General features: G+C 71.6%; 14 protein-coding genes and 2 tRNA genes. 7 read left to right on the top strand and 9 right to left on the bottom strand.

Annotated elements, in window-relative coordinates:
- Positions 1–2: 2 nt before the first annotated feature.
- Positions 3–191, bottom strand: a complete 189-nt coding sequence (locus tag ACFYPA_RS12520; RefSeq protein WP_389131447.1) for a hypothetical protein — start codon at positions 189–191, stop codon at positions 3–5.
- A 408-nt stretch (positions 192–599) separates the two neighbouring features.
- Here ACFYPA_RS12520 and ACFYPA_RS12515 point away from each other — a divergent pair, with 408 nt between their 5' ends.
- Positions 600–2,030: an MFS transporter gene (locus tag ACFYPA_RS12515; protein WP_389131444.1), complete on the top strand. Its 1,431-nt coding sequence runs from the start codon at positions 600–602 to the stop codon at positions 2,028–2,030.
- Here ACFYPA_RS12515 and ACFYPA_RS12510 read toward each other — a convergent pair.
- Complete coding sequence (locus ACFYPA_RS12510; protein ID WP_359081429.1) at positions 1,963–3,195, bottom strand: MFS transporter; 1,233 nt, start codon at positions 3,193–3,195, stop codon at positions 1,963–1,965. The two genes, ACFYPA_RS12515 and ACFYPA_RS12510, sit on opposite strands and share 68 nt — an antisense overlap.
- Positions 3,196–3,479: 284 nt before the next feature.
- Positions 3,480–3,845 (bottom strand): signal peptidase I, encoded by a 366-nt coding sequence (locus ACFYPA_RS12505; RefSeq protein WP_359081431.1) that lies wholly within the window; start codon positions 3,843–3,845, stop codon positions 3,480–3,482.
- 383 nt (positions 3,846–4,228) lie between these two features.
- Between ACFYPA_RS12505 and ACFYPA_RS12500 the strand changes: the two genes are divergently transcribed.
- A tRNA-Trp gene (locus ACFYPA_RS12500) sits at positions 4,229–4,303 on the top strand.
- 214 nt (positions 4,304–4,517) lie between these two features.
- Here ACFYPA_RS12500 and ACFYPA_RS12495 read toward each other — a convergent pair.
- Positions 4,518–5,474 (bottom strand): LysR family transcriptional regulator, encoded by a 957-nt coding sequence (locus tag ACFYPA_RS12495; protein ID WP_389131439.1) that lies wholly within the window; start codon positions 5,472–5,474, stop codon positions 4,518–4,520.
- A 275-nt stretch (positions 5,475–5,749) separates the two neighbouring features.
- Between ACFYPA_RS12495 and ACFYPA_RS12490 the strand changes: the two genes are divergently transcribed.
- Entirely contained in the window at positions 5,750–6,367 is a 618-nt protein-coding gene (locus tag ACFYPA_RS12490) for a hypothetical protein (protein ID WP_389131437.1), read from the top strand.
- A gap of 112 nt (positions 6,368–6,479) precedes the next feature.
- On the opposite strand, the gene ACFYPA_RS12485 is transcribed toward ACFYPA_RS12490, so the two are convergent.
- Positions 6,480–6,554 (bottom strand) — tRNA-Val (locus ACFYPA_RS12485).
- A gap of 178 nt (positions 6,555–6,732) precedes the next feature.
- Here ACFYPA_RS12485 and ACFYPA_RS12480 point away from each other — a divergent pair.
- The 4 genes from ACFYPA_RS12480 to ACFYPA_RS12465 all read left to right on the top strand — a co-directional run bounded on the left by ACFYPA_RS12480 (position 6,733) and on the right by ACFYPA_RS12465 (position 10,020).
- Positions 6,733–7,521, top strand: a complete 789-nt coding sequence (locus ACFYPA_RS12480; RefSeq protein ID WP_389131434.1) for a DUF4097 family beta strand repeat-containing protein — start codon at positions 6,733–6,735, stop codon at positions 7,519–7,521.
- 71 nt (positions 7,522–7,592) lie between these two features.
- The gene (locus ACFYPA_RS12475; RefSeq protein WP_389131431.1) at positions 7,593–9,032 is read left to right on the top strand and encodes a hypothetical protein; all 1,440 of its coding nucleotides are present in this window, start codon (positions 7,593–7,595) and stop codon (positions 9,030–9,032) included.
- Positions 9,033–9,192: 160 nt separating this feature from the next.
- Positions 9,193–9,792, top strand: coding sequence for a DUF4383 domain-containing protein (locus ACFYPA_RS12470; protein WP_359081476.1), 600 nt, complete (start codon positions 9,193–9,195; stop codon positions 9,790–9,792).
- 9 nt (positions 9,793–9,801) lie between these two features.
- Positions 9,802–10,020 (top strand): zinc ribbon domain-containing protein, encoded by a 219-nt coding sequence (locus ACFYPA_RS12465; protein WP_326735985.1) that lies wholly within the window; start codon positions 9,802–9,804, stop codon positions 10,018–10,020.
- Between the two features lie 62 nt (positions 10,021–10,082).
- On the opposite strand, the gene ACFYPA_RS12460 is transcribed toward ACFYPA_RS12465, so the two are convergent.
- From ACFYPA_RS12460 to ACFYPA_RS12445, 4 genes are all read right to left on the bottom strand, one after another.
- On the bottom strand, positions 10,083–10,742 hold the full coding sequence (locus tag ACFYPA_RS12460) for a class I SAM-dependent methyltransferase (RefSeq protein WP_359317500.1): 660 nt from the start codon (positions 10,740–10,742) through the stop codon (positions 10,083–10,085).
- A 135-nt stretch (positions 10,743–10,877) separates the two neighbouring features.
- The gene (locus tag ACFYPA_RS12455) at positions 10,878–11,747 is read right to left on the bottom strand and encodes an HAD family hydrolase (RefSeq protein ID WP_359317503.1); all 870 of its coding nucleotides are present in this window, start codon (positions 11,745–11,747) and stop codon (positions 10,878–10,880) included.
- The gene (locus ACFYPA_RS12450; RefSeq protein WP_359317505.1) at positions 11,744–14,332 is read right to left on the bottom strand and encodes a phosphoribosyltransferase; all 2,589 of its coding nucleotides are present in this window, start codon (positions 14,330–14,332) and stop codon (positions 11,744–11,746) included. The genes ACFYPA_RS12455 and ACFYPA_RS12450 overlap by 4 nt, the downstream gene beginning before the upstream one ends.
- Positions 14,333–14,451: 119 nt before the next feature.
- On the bottom strand, positions 14,452–15,615 hold the full coding sequence (locus tag ACFYPA_RS12445; protein ID WP_359081484.1) for an HpcH/HpaI aldolase/citrate lyase family protein: 1,164 nt from the start codon (positions 15,613–15,615) through the stop codon (positions 14,452–14,454).
- Positions 15,616–15,663: the final 48 nt, after the last annotated feature.

Below are 15,663 nucleotides of genomic sequence, written 5' to 3'. Positions count from 1 at the left end.
GACTAACGCTTCAGCGCCCTGTACCGCTTCATGAGGGCGGTGATCGCGTCCAGGTTCCCGTCGCCGTTCAGCTCGCGCAGCAGATCGTCCGGGCAGAGCTCGTAGTGGTCGCCCCACCACTTGCGCCCGCGGTTGTCCCAGATTCGGTAGCCGCCCGGGACGCCCCTGGCCACGTAACGCCGTTTACTCATCCTGCCGCCCCTTTGCCCTCACGCCACCGCCCGCCCCGGCCGGTGATATCCCGCTGTCCGCAGTCGCCGGCCGCGGGGCCCACCCGCGAACGATGTGCGGGACGGGACGGAAATTCGCTCCCCTGCCCGACGCCCCGGCGACTACCCTGCGACCACCGCATGATCCCTCGGACAGGAGTAAGGATGCCCGGTCGCCCGAGCACGCGCTGACGTCGTAGGTCGTGATCGACCCGTCATCGCGTGCCGCCCCTGTTCCGCGGCGCCGCGAGCCCTCTCGCCCGAACCGCCGGTGCGCTTCCCCGTGCCCGGCCGGTGAGCGTTGTCCTCCGCAGTTCAAGGGGTCTCTGTGCAACCGATGCCGTACACCCGAACGTTCCGCACCACCCCCGTCCGCGCGCGGGGCACGCGATGACGGCGGCCGGCAACCGCCGGACGCAGGCTACGCCGAGTCTGTGGCGGGACGCCGACTTCCGCAGGCTCTGGGTGGGTCAGACCGCGTCCCAGTTCGGGGCGCAGGCCACGCAGGTGGTCCTGCCGCTGATCGCCGTGGTGTCGCTCAACGCGAGCCCGGGTCAACTCGGCGTACTGCGTGCGGTGGAGCAGGCGCCGATCCTGCTGCTCTCACTCTTCGCGGGGGCGTGGGTGGACCGCCGACGCGCCCGCACGGTGATGGTGCTGGCGGACTGCGGGCGGGCCCTGGCGCTGGGGGTGATCCCCGCCGCGTATCTGCTCGGTGTCCTCGGACTTCCCGTGCTGCTCGTGGTCGCGCTGCTCGTCGGCGTACTGAGCGTGTTCTTCGACGTGGCGTACCAGGCCTCGCTCGTACGCCTGGTGGCACGCGACCGGCTGCTGCGGGGCAACAGCGCGCTGGAGGGCAGCAGATCGGCTGCGCAGATGGGCGGCCCGGCACTCGGTGGCGCGCTGGTTTCGCTGTTCTCGGGTCCGGTCGCCGTCGTCACCGGTGCGTTGTTCTTCGCGCTGTCGTCCGTGTCGATCCGGCGGATCCGCGGGCACGAGCCGGTCCCCGAGCGCGGCGACGGCCCGGTGCGTATCCGGCGGCAGATCCAGGAGGGTCTGATGTTCGTGGCGGGTGACGCCTCGTTGCGGGCGGTGGCGGTGTCGTCGGCCCTCTTCCAGTTCTGGTTCGCCGCGCTGATGACCCTCTATCTGCTGTACCTCCCGCGCGGACTGCACCTGTCGGGCACGGCCGTCGGCCTGGCGCTCGCCGCGATGGGCCCGGGCGCGGTCGTGGGGTCGCTGCTGGCGGCGAGAGCTCCGGGGCGGTTCGGGTACGGCAGGGTGCTGGTGTTCTCGGCGGTGGTCGCGGACGGCGTGATGCTGTGCGTACCGGCGCAGCGCGGCTCGACGGCCGTCACGCTCACCGTGCTCCTCTGCGTCAACTTCCTCTTCGGCACGTTCGGCCAGTTGGTCAACGTCACGATGATGGCCGTGCGCCAGGCCCTCACCCCCGTACGGATACAGGGCCGGGTGGTCGCGACCATCAACGTCGCCGGTATGGGCCTGACCCCGGTCGGTTCCCTGCTGGGCGGCTTCCTGGCGGGCCGCTGGGGGCTGCGTACGAGTCTCCTGGTGACCGCCGCGGCCCTCGCCCTGTCCCCGCTGTTCATGGCGTTCTCCCCGCTGGCCCGCCTGGGCAGAGAACTCCCGCACGCAGGGCGGCCGGGCCCGCCGGCACCGGGTCGGCAACGCTTGTACGACTCCGGAGCCCCGAAACGAGCGGCCGACCAACATCCGCTCCCCACAGCGGAGTTCAGCCCAGGCGGCGCATCCGGTACACGTCGCGCACGCACGCGTTGGCCAGGGTGGCGAGGAGAATGATCGCCGAGCACACCAGGAGGATCTGCCGACTGCTCCAGTGCGCCGAAGCGACCGCTGCCAGGAGGTACGCGGCCGGGATGGCGAAGCGCTCGCCGACGGCGTTGAACGCGCTGAGCCGCCCCAACTCCTCGTCGGGCACCTGCTGCTGCATGATCGTGGACCAGGAGACGATCGCCACGTCCAGACCGATTCCGGCGACGACGGCGGCGCCCAGCACCCACGGCAGCGACAGCCCCAGCCCGAGGGCGGCCAACGGCAGCATCATGCCCCCACTGGTCACCACGCAGACCAGCATCAGCCGTCGCGGCTTCCAGGCGAGGCAGACGAGCGTCCCGGCCAGCAGCCCGGCGGCGAAGGCGCCCTGCACCAGCCCCCAGGAGCGGGCGCCGGAGTAGTCGTGTTCGGCCACGAGGGGCCCGAGCAACTGGAATCCGGCCAGCCAGGCCGCGACCACGGCGGTCCCGGCTGCGGTGTAGCTCCAGAGCCAGCTCCGGGAACGGAATCCTGCCCAGCCGGTACGGAGATCGGCCAGGGGACCGACGCCGGAGGCTACGGCCCCGGCGAGCCGCAGCCCGAGCAGGAGGAGGGCGGCGACGCCGAACGTGGCCGCGTCCCAGCCGAGCGCCCAGGCGGGCCCGGTGAACGAGACGACGAACCCGCCGACGACCGGGCCGATCACCTTGACCGCGTTGCCGGGCACCCGGACGAGCGCGTTCGCCTGCTGGAGCCGCTCCTTCGGCACGAGCCGGCTCGCGATCCCCTGAGCGGCGGGCGCGGTGAAGGCGGCCGCGACTCCGGAGAGGCAGGCGCAGACGCTGATCGCGAAGGTCGTCGCCGTCCCGGTCGCGACCAGTACGGCGACGGCCGCCTGGGCGGCACCGGCTCCGAGGTTGCCGACAAAGAGGATGCGGCTGCGGGACATCCGGTCCGCCAGCACGCCGCCCATGAGGAGGAAGACCAGGGTCGGCACGGTGTTCGCGGTCAGCACGATCCCGAGCGCCCCGGCTCCCCCGCCCTGCCCGATCACGGCGAACGCCAGCGCCACCGGAGCCATGGCCGACCCGGTGGCCGAAACAAGATGAGCCAGCAGGAACCGCCGGAAGGCGGGGATCCGCAGGGGGGACGCGGCGGGGTCCGCCCCGCGTTCACGCTGGTCGACGGTCATCGCTCAGTGCCCTCCCAGGTGTCGCACGGGGTTCGGCTCGGGCCGTCCCGAAGCGGTGGGACACCGAACGATCGCGCCTTCGCCCCCGAGGCATCCGCACAGGCTAAGGGCACTGCCGCGGGCGGTGACACGCGATATCCCGCCACAGGCGTCGCCCGCGAGCGGTCACCGGCGGACCGGCCGGCCACCCGACCCGCTCAGGCCGGAAGGCGCCCACGGCCGTCTGCTCGGCGTGCGGGGCCGGGTTCGTCCACCTGCCGACCACACCCCGCGCCCCCTCGGGGCTACTCCGGAACCGCGTACCCGGGCACGGACGGCCATCGGACCGTCAGCACCACCGATTCCTCTTCCGCGACCCAGGAGTGGTCGACCCCGCGCCCCCACACCACGTAGTCACCCTGCTCCTCCAGAAGGACGCTGCGGCCGGGGAGTTCGACGCGGAACCGGCCACTGATCAGAACCAGGAGCGCGGTGCGGTGCTCGCCCTTCACCCATTGCCGGCGTGCGTCCCCAGGAGGGTGAACACCCCACTTGATCTCTACGTCCTCACTGTGGCGCGGGTCGCCCTCGTCCTTGAAGTGCCCGAGGAGCCATCCCCGGTCCAGTGCCGCATCCTTGCCCGCCTTGCCCACATACACGCTGTCGTTCACGAGGCCGGAGATTAGCAGCCGGTCCGGAGGGCCCACAGGCCCGGGGCGTTTCCGTTCCGGGCGCGTCTCAGCCGGTCGACGTTCCGGCCGGGAGCGTGACCTCCTCACGGCGCGGGCCCGGCGCACGGGGAGTCAGATGTCAGGTGTCGATGCAGGTGAGCGCGGTCGGCGCGTTCAGCAGACTCCAGCCCGTACAACGCCCCACGGCTGGATGGCCTGCGCTTCACCGTTCGCGTCGGCACGTTGGCGAGCGCCATCCCGCCGACGCGCACCTGGCCACACTCGGGCCGCCGCGCGCCCTCCGATGCGCCGATCGACCGTAGGGCCGTTCATGCCGCCTGGAACATGCCTGAGCGGGAGCCACTGGCATGATGGGACGGGGCGGAGCCGTAGCGCAGAGGTCGTCGCGCGCGGTCTCCAAAACCGCGAGGACGCCGGTTCGAATCCGGCCGGTTCCGCCTTCTCGTCGTATCCGGCCACCACGTGAGTAGCGGGGGCAGGACAATGCCCCTCTCTCGGGAAACAGCCGCACAGAGACCGCGCCCGGCCCCATCCCGCACTCAGAGAAGCCCGGTCGAATCCGGCATCAACGACTTCCAAGCGAGCTGCCTGGACGTGGAGTTGAGGAACTCACAGACGTAGGCCGACAGCCGCCGACGCCGATGCGACGAGTCACACATCCGCCCCCGCCCCCGGCCCCGGCGACGCCGGCCGGGTGTCCGGCGTCCAGCGCGTCCCCGACGGTCGAAGGCCTCCGTCCAGGAACAACTCGCGCAGGGTCAGCGCCGCCGGCAGCGGGGTGGCGGGTAGCGCGACGTGCAGGGTTCGCCGTAGGGACGGATCGGTGAGGCGGGCCAGCACCAGCCCCTCCGGAACCGCCCAAGCGGCCAGCGACGGGACCAGCGCGACGCCGAGGCCCGCGGCCACGTAACCGAACTTTCCCGTCCACTCCGCGATCCGGACGATCTTCCTTGGGGCGAAGCCCGCCCGCGCGCAGGCGTCGGCGAGCATCGTGGGGCGGTCCCCGTACGCGTCCTGCAGCCAGTCCTCGTCGCGTAGTTCGAGCAGGTCGATCACCTCGGCTCCGGCCAGGTGATGCTCCCGGGGGAGGGCGACGAGCAGCTCGTCCTCACACAGTGGTGTCGTGACGACTCCTTCGGCAGAGGGCAGCCCGGAGGGGTAGCCGCTGACCACGGCAAGGTCCAGCGCTCCGTCCGCGAGCCGGGCCGTCAGCGTGCCGCTGCGGCCTTCGACCGCGATGACCTCGACATCCGGCCGGGCTTGCCGGAATGCCCGCAAGACAGCGGGAACCAAAGCGATGTTGGCGGTGGGGAACGCCCCTACGTGCAGCAACCCACCGTGCCCCCTGTGCAGTTCGGCCAACTCCTGTTCCGCATGGGCCAGGCGGTCGAGGACGTCCACGGCGTGCCGGTACAGGGCGCGGCCCGCCGGGTTCAGCCGTACGCCTCTCGGAAGCCTCTCGAAGAGTGGGCCGCCCGCTTCCTGCTCCAGCGACGCGATGCGCCGGGAGACCGCCGACTGCGTGTAGTTGAGACTGACCGCCGCCTTGGTGAAAGACCCTGCCCCGGCCACGGTCACCAGCAGCCGCAGCGCCTCGATGTCGAACACGAGCCACCCCTCCGTCCCGCGCGACCCATTCGTCTATCGCATGGCTCCCATACGATCCAGTCGCTGGTGGAATGTATCGCCTCGCCCTAGCGTCGGTGGGGCGGCCATGCACCGGCCGCTCCGATCACTGCGGGGGGCCTGTTTTCCCCATCCGGACGAGGGGAAGTGCCGTGGCACGAAGAACCCAGCAGCTCAGGTGGGCGAGGAGTATGTGGGGGCGCGAGTGCCACTCCCCGAGCCCGACTGCTCACCGCCCTGACCCTCAGGGCCCGGTGATGAACCGGCCGAAGCGTATCCGCGTATCGGTGCTGCTCACGGCCGTCACGGCTGTGCTGCTCAGCGCCTGTACGGGAGCCGGCTCCGACCAGGCCAAAGGCCCCGCCACACCGAGCACCCCATCGACCCCGTCTGCGACCTCGTCTCCGACCCCGTCCCCGTCCCCGACTGCGGCGCCCACTCCGACCACCGCCGCCGAGATCGCTGAGGCCGTCAACAGTTGGTATCTGTACGGAGGCGAGACGGCGATGGTCAGTTTGATCAAGGAAGCTGTGAAGGCGCAAGCAGGCCGCCCCCGTGGCGATCTGGAGCTGGTGATAGTGGACTTCACCGGTCTCACGGAGGCGATCAGCACAGCTCGGCTGTTCAGCGCCCTCCCCGACCCCAAGACCCAAACAGCCTGGTCGGCCGCCATCGATCACCTCGACGAGGGTGCGCACCAGGTGCTGGGTTCGGCACCGGAGAACAGCCTGATCCAGTCACCCGAGGAGGGCGGACAGGCGGCGCGGGGGTGGCACACGTTCGACGAAGGAATCAAGAGCCTCAAGGCTGCTCAGGCGCGGCTCAACCACACCTTCGGCCTGAAGCCGTCTCCGGACCCGTGGAAAGCGAGGTAGCCCAGGGCACCCCTGTCCGGCGGACCACCGCCGGGCCTCGGTGACGGCGCCGACCGGAGTGAGGAACCACCGTCAACGCCCCCGCAGCGGCTTGCTGCGGGGGCGTTCTGGTTGGTGGGCGCGGACGGTTTCGAACCGCCGACATCTGCTTTGTAAGAGCAGCGCTCTACCCCTGAGCTACGCACCCGTGGATGAGGCAACAGGTTACATGGCTCGCGCCGCGCGTCGACAATCGGTTGGCCGGGCGATGGCGATACGGGGGATACCCCCACCCCCAAGACGGTAGCCGTCCACATCGTCCCCCGGGCGGGCGCTGCATACGGTGGAGGCACATCCGCAGCGTCAGCCAGGGGGACTCGACCGCTATGACCACCCGCACCCGCATCCGTAGCCGTGCCCGCACCAACGCCCTCGTGATCTCCGGGGGCGCCGTTCTGCTCGTCGGCATGCTCAGTGGGTGTGGGAGTACGGACGTGGAGGACGCTCCCGCCGAGCACAAGTCGTTCGCGTACAGCGGGAAGGCGCTGACCATCGACGCGGAGAACTCGACCGTGGACGTCGTGCCCGCCGATGTGGAGGAGATCGAGGTGACCCGGAAGGTCGATGGGTGGGCCGTGCTCGGGAGTGGGCCGGACCCCGTGTGGAAGCTGGAGGGCGACACGCTGACGCTTCGGGTGAAGTGTGAGGCGCTGATCAGTGACTGCGGCTCGCATCATCAGGTGAAGGTGCCTCGGGGGCTCGCCCTGACCGTGGATGCGGACAACGGGAAGGTCACCGCGTCCGGGTTCGGTACGCCGCTCAAGCTGTTCTCCGACAACGGCGGGGTCGTCGTGCGGGATGTCACCGGGCCGCTGGAGCTGAAGAGCGACAACGGCTCCGTGCGCGGCGAGCGGGTCTCGGCGTCGTCCGTGGTGGTCCGGTCGGACAACGGTTCGGTGAAGCTCGACTTCGACCGCGTCCCCGATCTCGTGGACACCGTCAGTGACAACGGGCGCATCACCATCGACCTGCCGGCGGGCAGGAGCCGGTACGCGGTGTCCGCGTCGGCCGACAACGGGCACGTCTCCGTGGACGTGCCCCGCAGCGACGACAGTCCGTATGCGGTGAAGGCGCACAGTGACAACGGGGAAGTCACGGTGCGAACCGCGAACTAACGGGCCCGTGTGTTCGTCATTACCTGGTGGGAGAATGTACCGGGCAGGGCGAAACAGCACGGGAGAGGGATGTGACGGCGACACACGCGAAGCCGCAGGCGAGAGCGGGTGGGAGTTCCGCCGTCAGTGATGTCTCCGTCAGCCGGTACGGCCGCGGCAGTCGCGGCGGACCCGGTCGCGGTCGTGGCGTGCGTGATGTTCTTCTGCTGATGCTGCTGCCCGTGCCGTTGCTCGCCGCGGCTGTGCCCGCCGCTTTCGCCGGGGGTGGTACGCGGCGCTGGTTCGGCGGGCGCGGGGAAGGGCAGCGGGCCGAGGCCCAGGCCGCGAAGGACGCCGCCGCCGAGGCCTTCTACGAGCTCGACACCGCCCAGCGCGATCTGCAGATCTCCATCGAGACCATCACGGCCGTGGACAGTTCCCCGGCCGCCCGGAAGGTCGTCGATGACTTCGCCGCTCTGGGGCGGCGCATCGACGAGGCCAGCAACACCTACATCACGGCCGTCGACGCGCACGACCTCGACCGGGATGATCTCGAGCCCGCGGTCGCCTCCCGGGCCAAGGCCGAGCTTTCCTCCGCCAAGGACGAGCTCGTACGTGTCAAGGGCGAGCTGGACCGGTTCGCGGCCGGGCTCGGCCCGCTGCTGGGGACCGCCGAGACGCAGCTCGCCCGGCTCGCACCCGCCGTGGAGCGGGCGCGACAGGCGCTCCTTTCCGCGAGCAATGCTCTCGATGCGGTGCGGGCGTCCGGACTGCGGGCGGACGATCTCGCCGCGCGGCTCGCCGCCCTCGCCCCCGAGCTGACGAAGCTCAACCAGGGCGCCGGCCGCCACGGCGTCCCCGAGACCCTCCAGCGCGCCGATCAGGTGCTGCGCGATGCCGAGGCCGTCCGTGCCGAGGCGGCGCAGTTGCCCGAGCGGGCTGCGGAGATCGACAAGCGCCTGGTGACGCTGCGTACGCGGGCCCAGGCGCTGACGACCCGGTCGGCCTCCGTCGAGCCCGTGCTCAGCGAGCTGCGGCGACGTTTCTCGGCGGCCTGCTGGCAGGATCTCCAGCCGGTTCCCGAGCAGGCGGCCGTCAATGTGCGCCAGGCCGAGGAGAAGCTCAAGGAGGCCGCGAAGGCGCGTGACGAGCAGCGCTGGGCGGACGCCACCTCGCGGCTGAGTACGGTACGGGCCCTGCTCAACGCCACGGACGAGGCGGTATCCGCGGCGGGTGACCGGTTGCGGCGACTGGACGCCGTCGCCAAGGACCCGCAGCAGGAGATCCAGCGCACCCGGTTCGCGATCCGCGACGCCCAGCGCCTCGCCATGGCCGGGCGCCACACACCCGAGCCGCGCCACGCCCAGCCGCTCGACGACGCGGTGGCCCGGCTCGACCAGGCCGTCACCGCACTCGACGGGCGCCATCCCGACTACTGGCACTTCCTGACCGTGACGGAGGGCGTACGGCAGACCGCCGCACGCGTCGTCTCCGAGATCCGTGAGGAGCGCGGCGCCGGCGCGGGTCCTTGATGACCGGCTCGGGTCCTTGATGACCGGTCGGGTCTTTGATGACCGGCGCGGGTCCTTGATGACCGGCGCCGGGCCGTGATGGCCGGCGCGGGCGGGGCGTGCCCCTGACGTGCGGAGGCCCCGGTACGGCGGGATCCTGGTGGTACGTGAAGGAGGCCCCATGGCCACACATGTACTGCCAACCCCTTCGGGTCGCGCCCGACGGACCGCCGCACACCGCAAGGCGCGCCTGCTGGATGAGCATCTGCCCGTGGACCACCGCCTCAGCCGCGTCTACCGGATCGGCGCCGGCGTGATGGGGCTGGTGCTGCTCGTCTTCGGCGTCCTCGGGCTGATCGACAAGGTCGGCTTCTTCGACACCGGCGGAGACACCGTCGCGGGCCTCAGCACCAACGGCGCGCTCAGCGTCCTGTCGATCTGTGTCGGGCTGCTGCTGTTCATCGGGATGGTCATCGGCGGCAACATCGCCTCGACGCTCAACATGGTGCTGGGCATCGCCTTCATCGTCAGCGGCTTCGTCAATCTCGCCCTGCTGGACACCGGGCTCAACTTCCTCGCGTTCCAGATCCAGAACGTGCTCTTCAGCTTCGTCGTCGGGCTGATGCTGATGTTCTTCGGGATGTACGGACGGGTCAGCGGCGGGCTCCCCCATGACAACCCCTACTGGCGGGCGCGCCATCCCGAAGAGGTCGAGCGTGAGGAGCGGCTCGCGCGGCGGCGGACGATCGGGGAGATGCCCGTCGCGCGGCCCGGCCGCTAGCCTGGGGGCATGCCTCGTTACGAGTACCGCTGCCGCTCCTGCGGAGACACCTTCGAGCTCAGCCGTCCGATGGCCGAGTCCTCGGCCCCCGCCTCCTGCCCCGCCGGGCACGAGGACACCGTGAAGCTCCTCTCCGCCGTCGCCGTGGGCGGCTCGGCCGGTTCCGCTCCCGCCCCCTCGGCCGGTGGCGGCGGCGGGGGCTGCTGCGGTGGGGGATGCTGCGGCTGAGCCGACAAGGCCCCGATCCCCGGCCCCCGATCCCGGCGCGCCCGGCGCCCGCAAGGCTGCTGCTAACGCTTGCGGGACAGCGTCAGTCCGTCCGACACCGTGAGCATCACGCTGTCCATCCTGGGGTCGGCGGACACGTGGTTGTTGAACTCCTGGATGGCCGCCGCTCCGCCGGTCGCCCGCGGGTCCGTCACGCCGCCGTGGAAGAGCACGTTGTCCGTGGTGATGAGGCCGCCCTGGCGCATCCGGGGCACCAGTTCCTCCCAGTACGCGATGTAGTTCCCCTTGTCCGCGTCCAGGTAGGCGAAGTCGATGTGCGGCTCCGCGGGCATGGCCCGCAGGGTGTCGAGGGCCGGTGCGATCCGCAGGTCGATCCGGTCGGCGACGCCTGCCTTCGTCCAGGCCTCCCTGCCGTAGGCGGTCCACTCCTCCGAGACGTCGCACGCGATCAGCCGTCCGCCGGCGGGCAGTGCCTGGGCCATCGCCAGGGCGGAGAACCCGGTGAAGGTCCCGACCTCCACGATGTGCCGGGCCCCGGTGAGCCGTACGAGGAAGGCGAGCAGCGGTCCCTGCTCCTCGGCCGACTGCATGCCGGCGTGGTCGGGAAGCCTGGCGTACGTGGTCTCCACGAGTTCGCGCTGCACCTCGTCCAGGGGCGGGTTGTGCGCCAGCATGTACGCGTACAGCTCGTCCGTGATCTTGGTTTCGTTGCCCTTGGTCATCGCGCCGCTCCCCGCTCGCCCGAGTGCTCCGCCGACGGGCGGACGCGGTGACTTTAGTCGCCGGGCGGGGCCGGTTCGAGCGATTTCGGCGGCGCGTCGAGGGGCGGCCCGCGGTCGTCGCGGGCCGCCCTCGGCTCAGGCCGCCCGACGCGGGTCCGTCGCGTCGAGGAAGCGTCGCAGGATCTCCTCGCCCGCGGCCACCCCGTTCTCCGCGGTCGCCTCCACGTGCGGGGCGCTCCAGCCCGCGTCGGCCAGTTCACCGTGGCCGGGGCGCCATCCCCGGTCGGCGGCGAGCAGCAGGTCGGCGTCGAGGAGGGAGTCACCGGCGGCCAGGGTGAGCGTGGCGCCGGTGCGGCGGGCGACCTCGCGCATGGCCGCGCTCTTGGTGAGCGGGCGCGGTACGGCGTAGATCTTGCGGCCCTGGAGCGAGACGGTCCAGCCGCGCGGCTCCGCCCATGCGGCGAGTTCCTTCGTCCAGTCGGCCGGCAGCAGGGCCCGGTCGACGACGAGGTAGGCGAAGAGGTCCTCGGCCACCCGTTCCTTGAGCAGCCAGGCGGGGTCGGCGGCGGAGACGAGGTGGGCGCGGACCTCGTCGAGCGAGGCGCACTCCTCGGCCAGCCTGCCGGCCACGGTGCGCCGCCAGTCGCGGTCGGAGACGCCGTCCACCAGGATGTGCCCGCCGTTGGCGCAGATCGCGAACCGGGCGGCGGGGCCCGGGAGATGGATGCGGTGGTACTGCTCGCGGGTGCGGGTCGTCGTCGGTACGAAGACCGTGGACGGGGAGCGGGTCAGCTCCTCCAGCAGGGCCGCGGCCGCCTCCGTGACGTACGAGAGGGGCTTCTTGTCGTACACCTCGACGCAGAGGAGGCGGGGAGCATCGGCGTCCGGCATCAAGAGGTTGAGAGCCGCCGCGGAGTAGATGAGGGTGCGGTCGAGGTCGCTGGCGACCAGCGTCCGGGAGGCGGGGACGAGGCTGCCGGCCGTCTGTTTCCGGGGGGTGCTCACTTGGTCTCCACCGCCTTGCCGTCCGCGCCGGTGGCCCCGCGCGTGTACTTCGGGTGGATCAGCCCGACGCAGGTGTACGGGAGTTCGTCGACCTCCTCGACCGGGACGCCGCGCTGCTGGGCGAGCAGCCTGATGTGTTCGAGGTCGGCGCCGGCGCCGCGCTTGGCGAGGATCTTCCAGGGGACGCGGCGCAGCAGGACGCGGGTGGTCTCGCCGACGCCCGGCTTGACCAGGTTCACGTCGTGGATGCCGTATTCCTCGCTGATGCGCTCCACCGCGGCCCAGCCCTCCCACGTCGGGGCGCGGTCGGCGACGAGCAGTTCCTTGACCTCGGCGTCCACGGCGGTGGCGACGTCGCCGAACCGGTCGGTGACGGTGTCGAGGAAGTGGCCGGAGACGTCGGATCCGGCGAGCTCCCGGTAGAACTTCGCGCCGTGGAAGTCGTCGGGTCCGACGAGGTCGGCGCGCAGGACCGTACGGGAGATCAGCCCGGACACGGTGGAGTTGAGGCAGGCCGAGGGGATCAGGAAGTCCTCGCGGGTGCCGTAGGTGCGGACGCAGCCGCCCGGGTCGGCCAGGACGGCGATCTCCGGGTTGAAGCCCTCTGTCCCGTCGGAGGCCTCGAACCCGGCGATCGCGGCGGCCAGTTCGCGGGTGATGGCGCCCTTGCCGGTCCAGCCGTCGACGAAGACGACGTCGGCCGGGTTGTGGTGGGCGGCCAGCCAGCGCAGCGCGTTGGCGTCGATGCCGCGGCCGCGCACGATCGAGACGGCGTAGTGCGGCAGGTCGGCACCGTGCCGCAGGCGCGCCCAGCGGCGCATCAGTACGCCGACGGGGGTGCCGGCCCGGGCGAGCGAGACGAGCACGGGGCGGGGGCCGCGCTCGGCGAGGACCGTCTCGGTGACCGTGCCGACGGCGCGGGCGATGCGGGCGGCCGACAGGTCCAGGGCCGCCTTGAACAGGTCCTGGTACTCCTCGGACGGCTGGTACTCGACCGGCAGCGACTCGGCGTAGTGCGCGCCACCGCTCTGTATCGCCTCCTCGCGCTCCTCGGTCGGGGCCTCCAGCGGGGTGTCCGACAGGTCCTGGAGCAGCCAGCCGACCTCGTCCGGCGCGTAGGAGGAGAAGGCGGGGCCGCGGAGGGGCTCGGGCAGCATGGAGGGCTCTTCCTGCGGGTGGGGCCGGTGGGGGGCGTACGAGGGTGACGGCTCGGCGGCGGTGGCCCCGGGCGGTACGTACGAGGGGACGACCGCCAGCAGCACGTGCCCGGTGTGCTGGGCGAGCTGCCGGACCAGGCCGCGCTGGCCGTGCAGGACGTCGGTGTCGGCGGTGGAGTCGACGACGAGGACGACGGCGTCGAAGTCGCCGCCCGCGACGTTGTACGCGTAGCGGTCGCCCGGGCCGTCGGCCGGGGCGTCGTGGGCGGGGAAGACCAGCCGGGTGCGTATCGCGTAGCCGGGGTCGTCCACGGCGAGGACCGGGGAGCGGGTCGTGGTCGAGTAGCGGACCTCGGCGCCGATGCGTTCCTCCAGGGCGGTGCCGAGGCGCAGGGGCGCGTACATCAGCTCCTCGAAGCCGAGGACCAGGACGCGGCGCGGCTGCTCGCCCAGCGCCTGAGCGATGCGGTCCGCCATGGCGGGGAGCGCTGGTTCCAGGAGGGCGCGGTGTGCGGGGGTGAAGCCGTGCCGGCCGCCGTCGGGCACTCCGGCGGGCCACCGGAGGTCGATCCGGGTGTGGGGGCGGGGAAGGGCGCGCCGCGGGTCGGCCGCTCCCCCGGTCTCCTGCGCACGGGGCTCCGCGGCCGCCTGGGCCGCCTCCTGCTCGGCGACCAGGGCCTGCCCCTTCTCCAGGACACCTTCCGGAAGGCGGACCGTGCCCGCGTTCCTCGCCACCAGGTCGACCCGGGCGCCGATCTCCTCGGCGAACTCCGCGAGCCGCCCCTGGTCGGCCGGTGAGCGCATGTCGACGAGGGCCACGATGACGTACCGCTTGCGGGGGTAGCGCTCGTGCAGGGCGCGGATGGTGTTGAGCACGGTGTTGCCGGTGGAGAACTCGTCGTCCACGAGCACGAGGGCCGCGTCCCTGGAGTTGTCCGCGCCCCCCGACAGCAGGTCCGGGTCCTCCGGCAGCAGCAGGTGCGAGGTGGCGTGCGAATGCGACTCCTCGAAGCCGCCCGCCGACGCCACGCCCTCGACGGGGCGTCGCGTCGAGTGGAGGTAGGGCGCCGATCCGAGGCCGTCGGCGACGGCGTGCCCCAGGCCGGTGGCCGTCTCCGCGTAGCCGAGCACGACCGCGTGCCGCGCCCCGCTCTCGCCGAGCAGCTTGCGCACCCGGCGACCGAGTTCGACACCGGCGCCGTACACGACCGAGGGGCGCTGCGGCACGTGCTTGCCGAGGACGTTGGACACGAGCAGATGCGCCCGCTTGGGGTTGCGCCGCAGGGCGAGGCCCAGCAGCTCACGGAGCTCCCCGTCGCCCGCCAGCTCGACGCCCAGCCGCTCCGCGACCCAACTACCCGACCACACCACGTTCGCCGTTTCCTTCCGTTGGCCCGTCACGCACCCCGTTCGCCGGGGCCCGTCCATCAAGCATCACGCGCACCCGTAAACCGGGGCCCGCCCGTCAAGCATCACGCGCACCCCGTTCGCCGGGGCCCGTACGTTCAAGCATCACGCGCCCGCGCCCGCGCTCGCGGGCGCACCGCTCACTCCGCGAGGCTCGCCGCCAGCAGGTCCACGAAGCCGACGTCCGCCTTCGCCACGCCGAAGACCTCGGCCCTGCGCAGCGTGCGTTCCGCCCAGGCGCGGTGCGGCTTCACCTCGTTCATCTTGTTCGTGTACGACGAGCGCAGCACCCCGCCGCCGTCCCGGTCCGGCCGCGCGATGTCCTGCGCGTCGCTGAACTCCTCGTGGCTGACCACGGACAGTGCGTGCACGGGGGCGACGTGAGACGGGTGGATGCAGGTCTTGCCGAGCAGGCCGTTGGCCCGGTCGAGCTCGATCTCCCGCAGCAGTCCGTCCAGGTCGTGCTCGATCAGGGCCGTACGCAGTTCCTCCACCCGGCCCGCCAGGAAGGGGCTGCGGCGCAGCTGTGGCTTGAACATGCGCTCCTGGAGCCTGAAGTACTCCCAGACGGGCCCGGTGATCGTGAAGCCCGTCCCGTCCGCCCGGCCCAGCACGTTGACCACGTCGGCGATCACGTTGCTGACGATCCGGACGTCGTACGCCGTCATGTCGGGCGCGCGGCGCAGTCCGTAGGCCGAGCAGAAGTCGGTGACGCCGAGCCGCAGCGCGAGCACCCGGTCGCGGTAGGTGTCGACGGTGTCGGCGATCTTCCGGAGCGACTCCTGGCGCGTCTCCAGGTGCAGCAGCTCGGGGGATTCGAGCACGGGCATGGCGAAGAGCCGCCGGCCGGCGGCGGACTCGGCCTTGGTGAGCGCTTCCATGAACGGGACGCCACGCTCTTGCGTGAACTTGGGAAGTACAAAACCGGACAACAGTTGGACGGATGCGCCGAGCCGGCGCGCGAGGTCGGTGATCTGGTGCGGTTCGCGGACGCGGATGAAGAGCAGCGGCAGCTCGTCGCCACGTCCCGCGAGGTCGGCGAACTGCCTGACCAGGTTCTCCTCGGCGGCCGGCACCTCGGAGTCGTCGATCGAATCCTCCAGGCACAACACCATGGAGACGACTCCGCGACGCGCCTGTTTGATGACGTCGTCGGCGAGCCGGGGCCGGGTGGCGGGGCTGTAGAGCGTGGCGCCCAGGGCGACCGCGAGGACGGGGGCCGGTGAGTCGGCGTCGAAGTCGCACGGTTCCCGGAAGAACAGATCGCCCCTCGCGGCTGGTGCGATATGCCCGAAATGACGCATGCGATTCCCCCTGTACTACTTGGTCGGCCGGACAACGTGTGGCCGGTA

The organism is Streptomyces sp. NPDC005775 (assembly GCF_042871565.1).
Classification (GTDB): Bacteria; Actinomycetota; Actinomycetes; order Streptomycetales; family Streptomycetaceae; genus Streptomyces.
The sequence above is the reverse complement of the archived record's forward strand: the minus strand, read 5'-3'. Positions and strand labels throughout refer to the sequence as shown.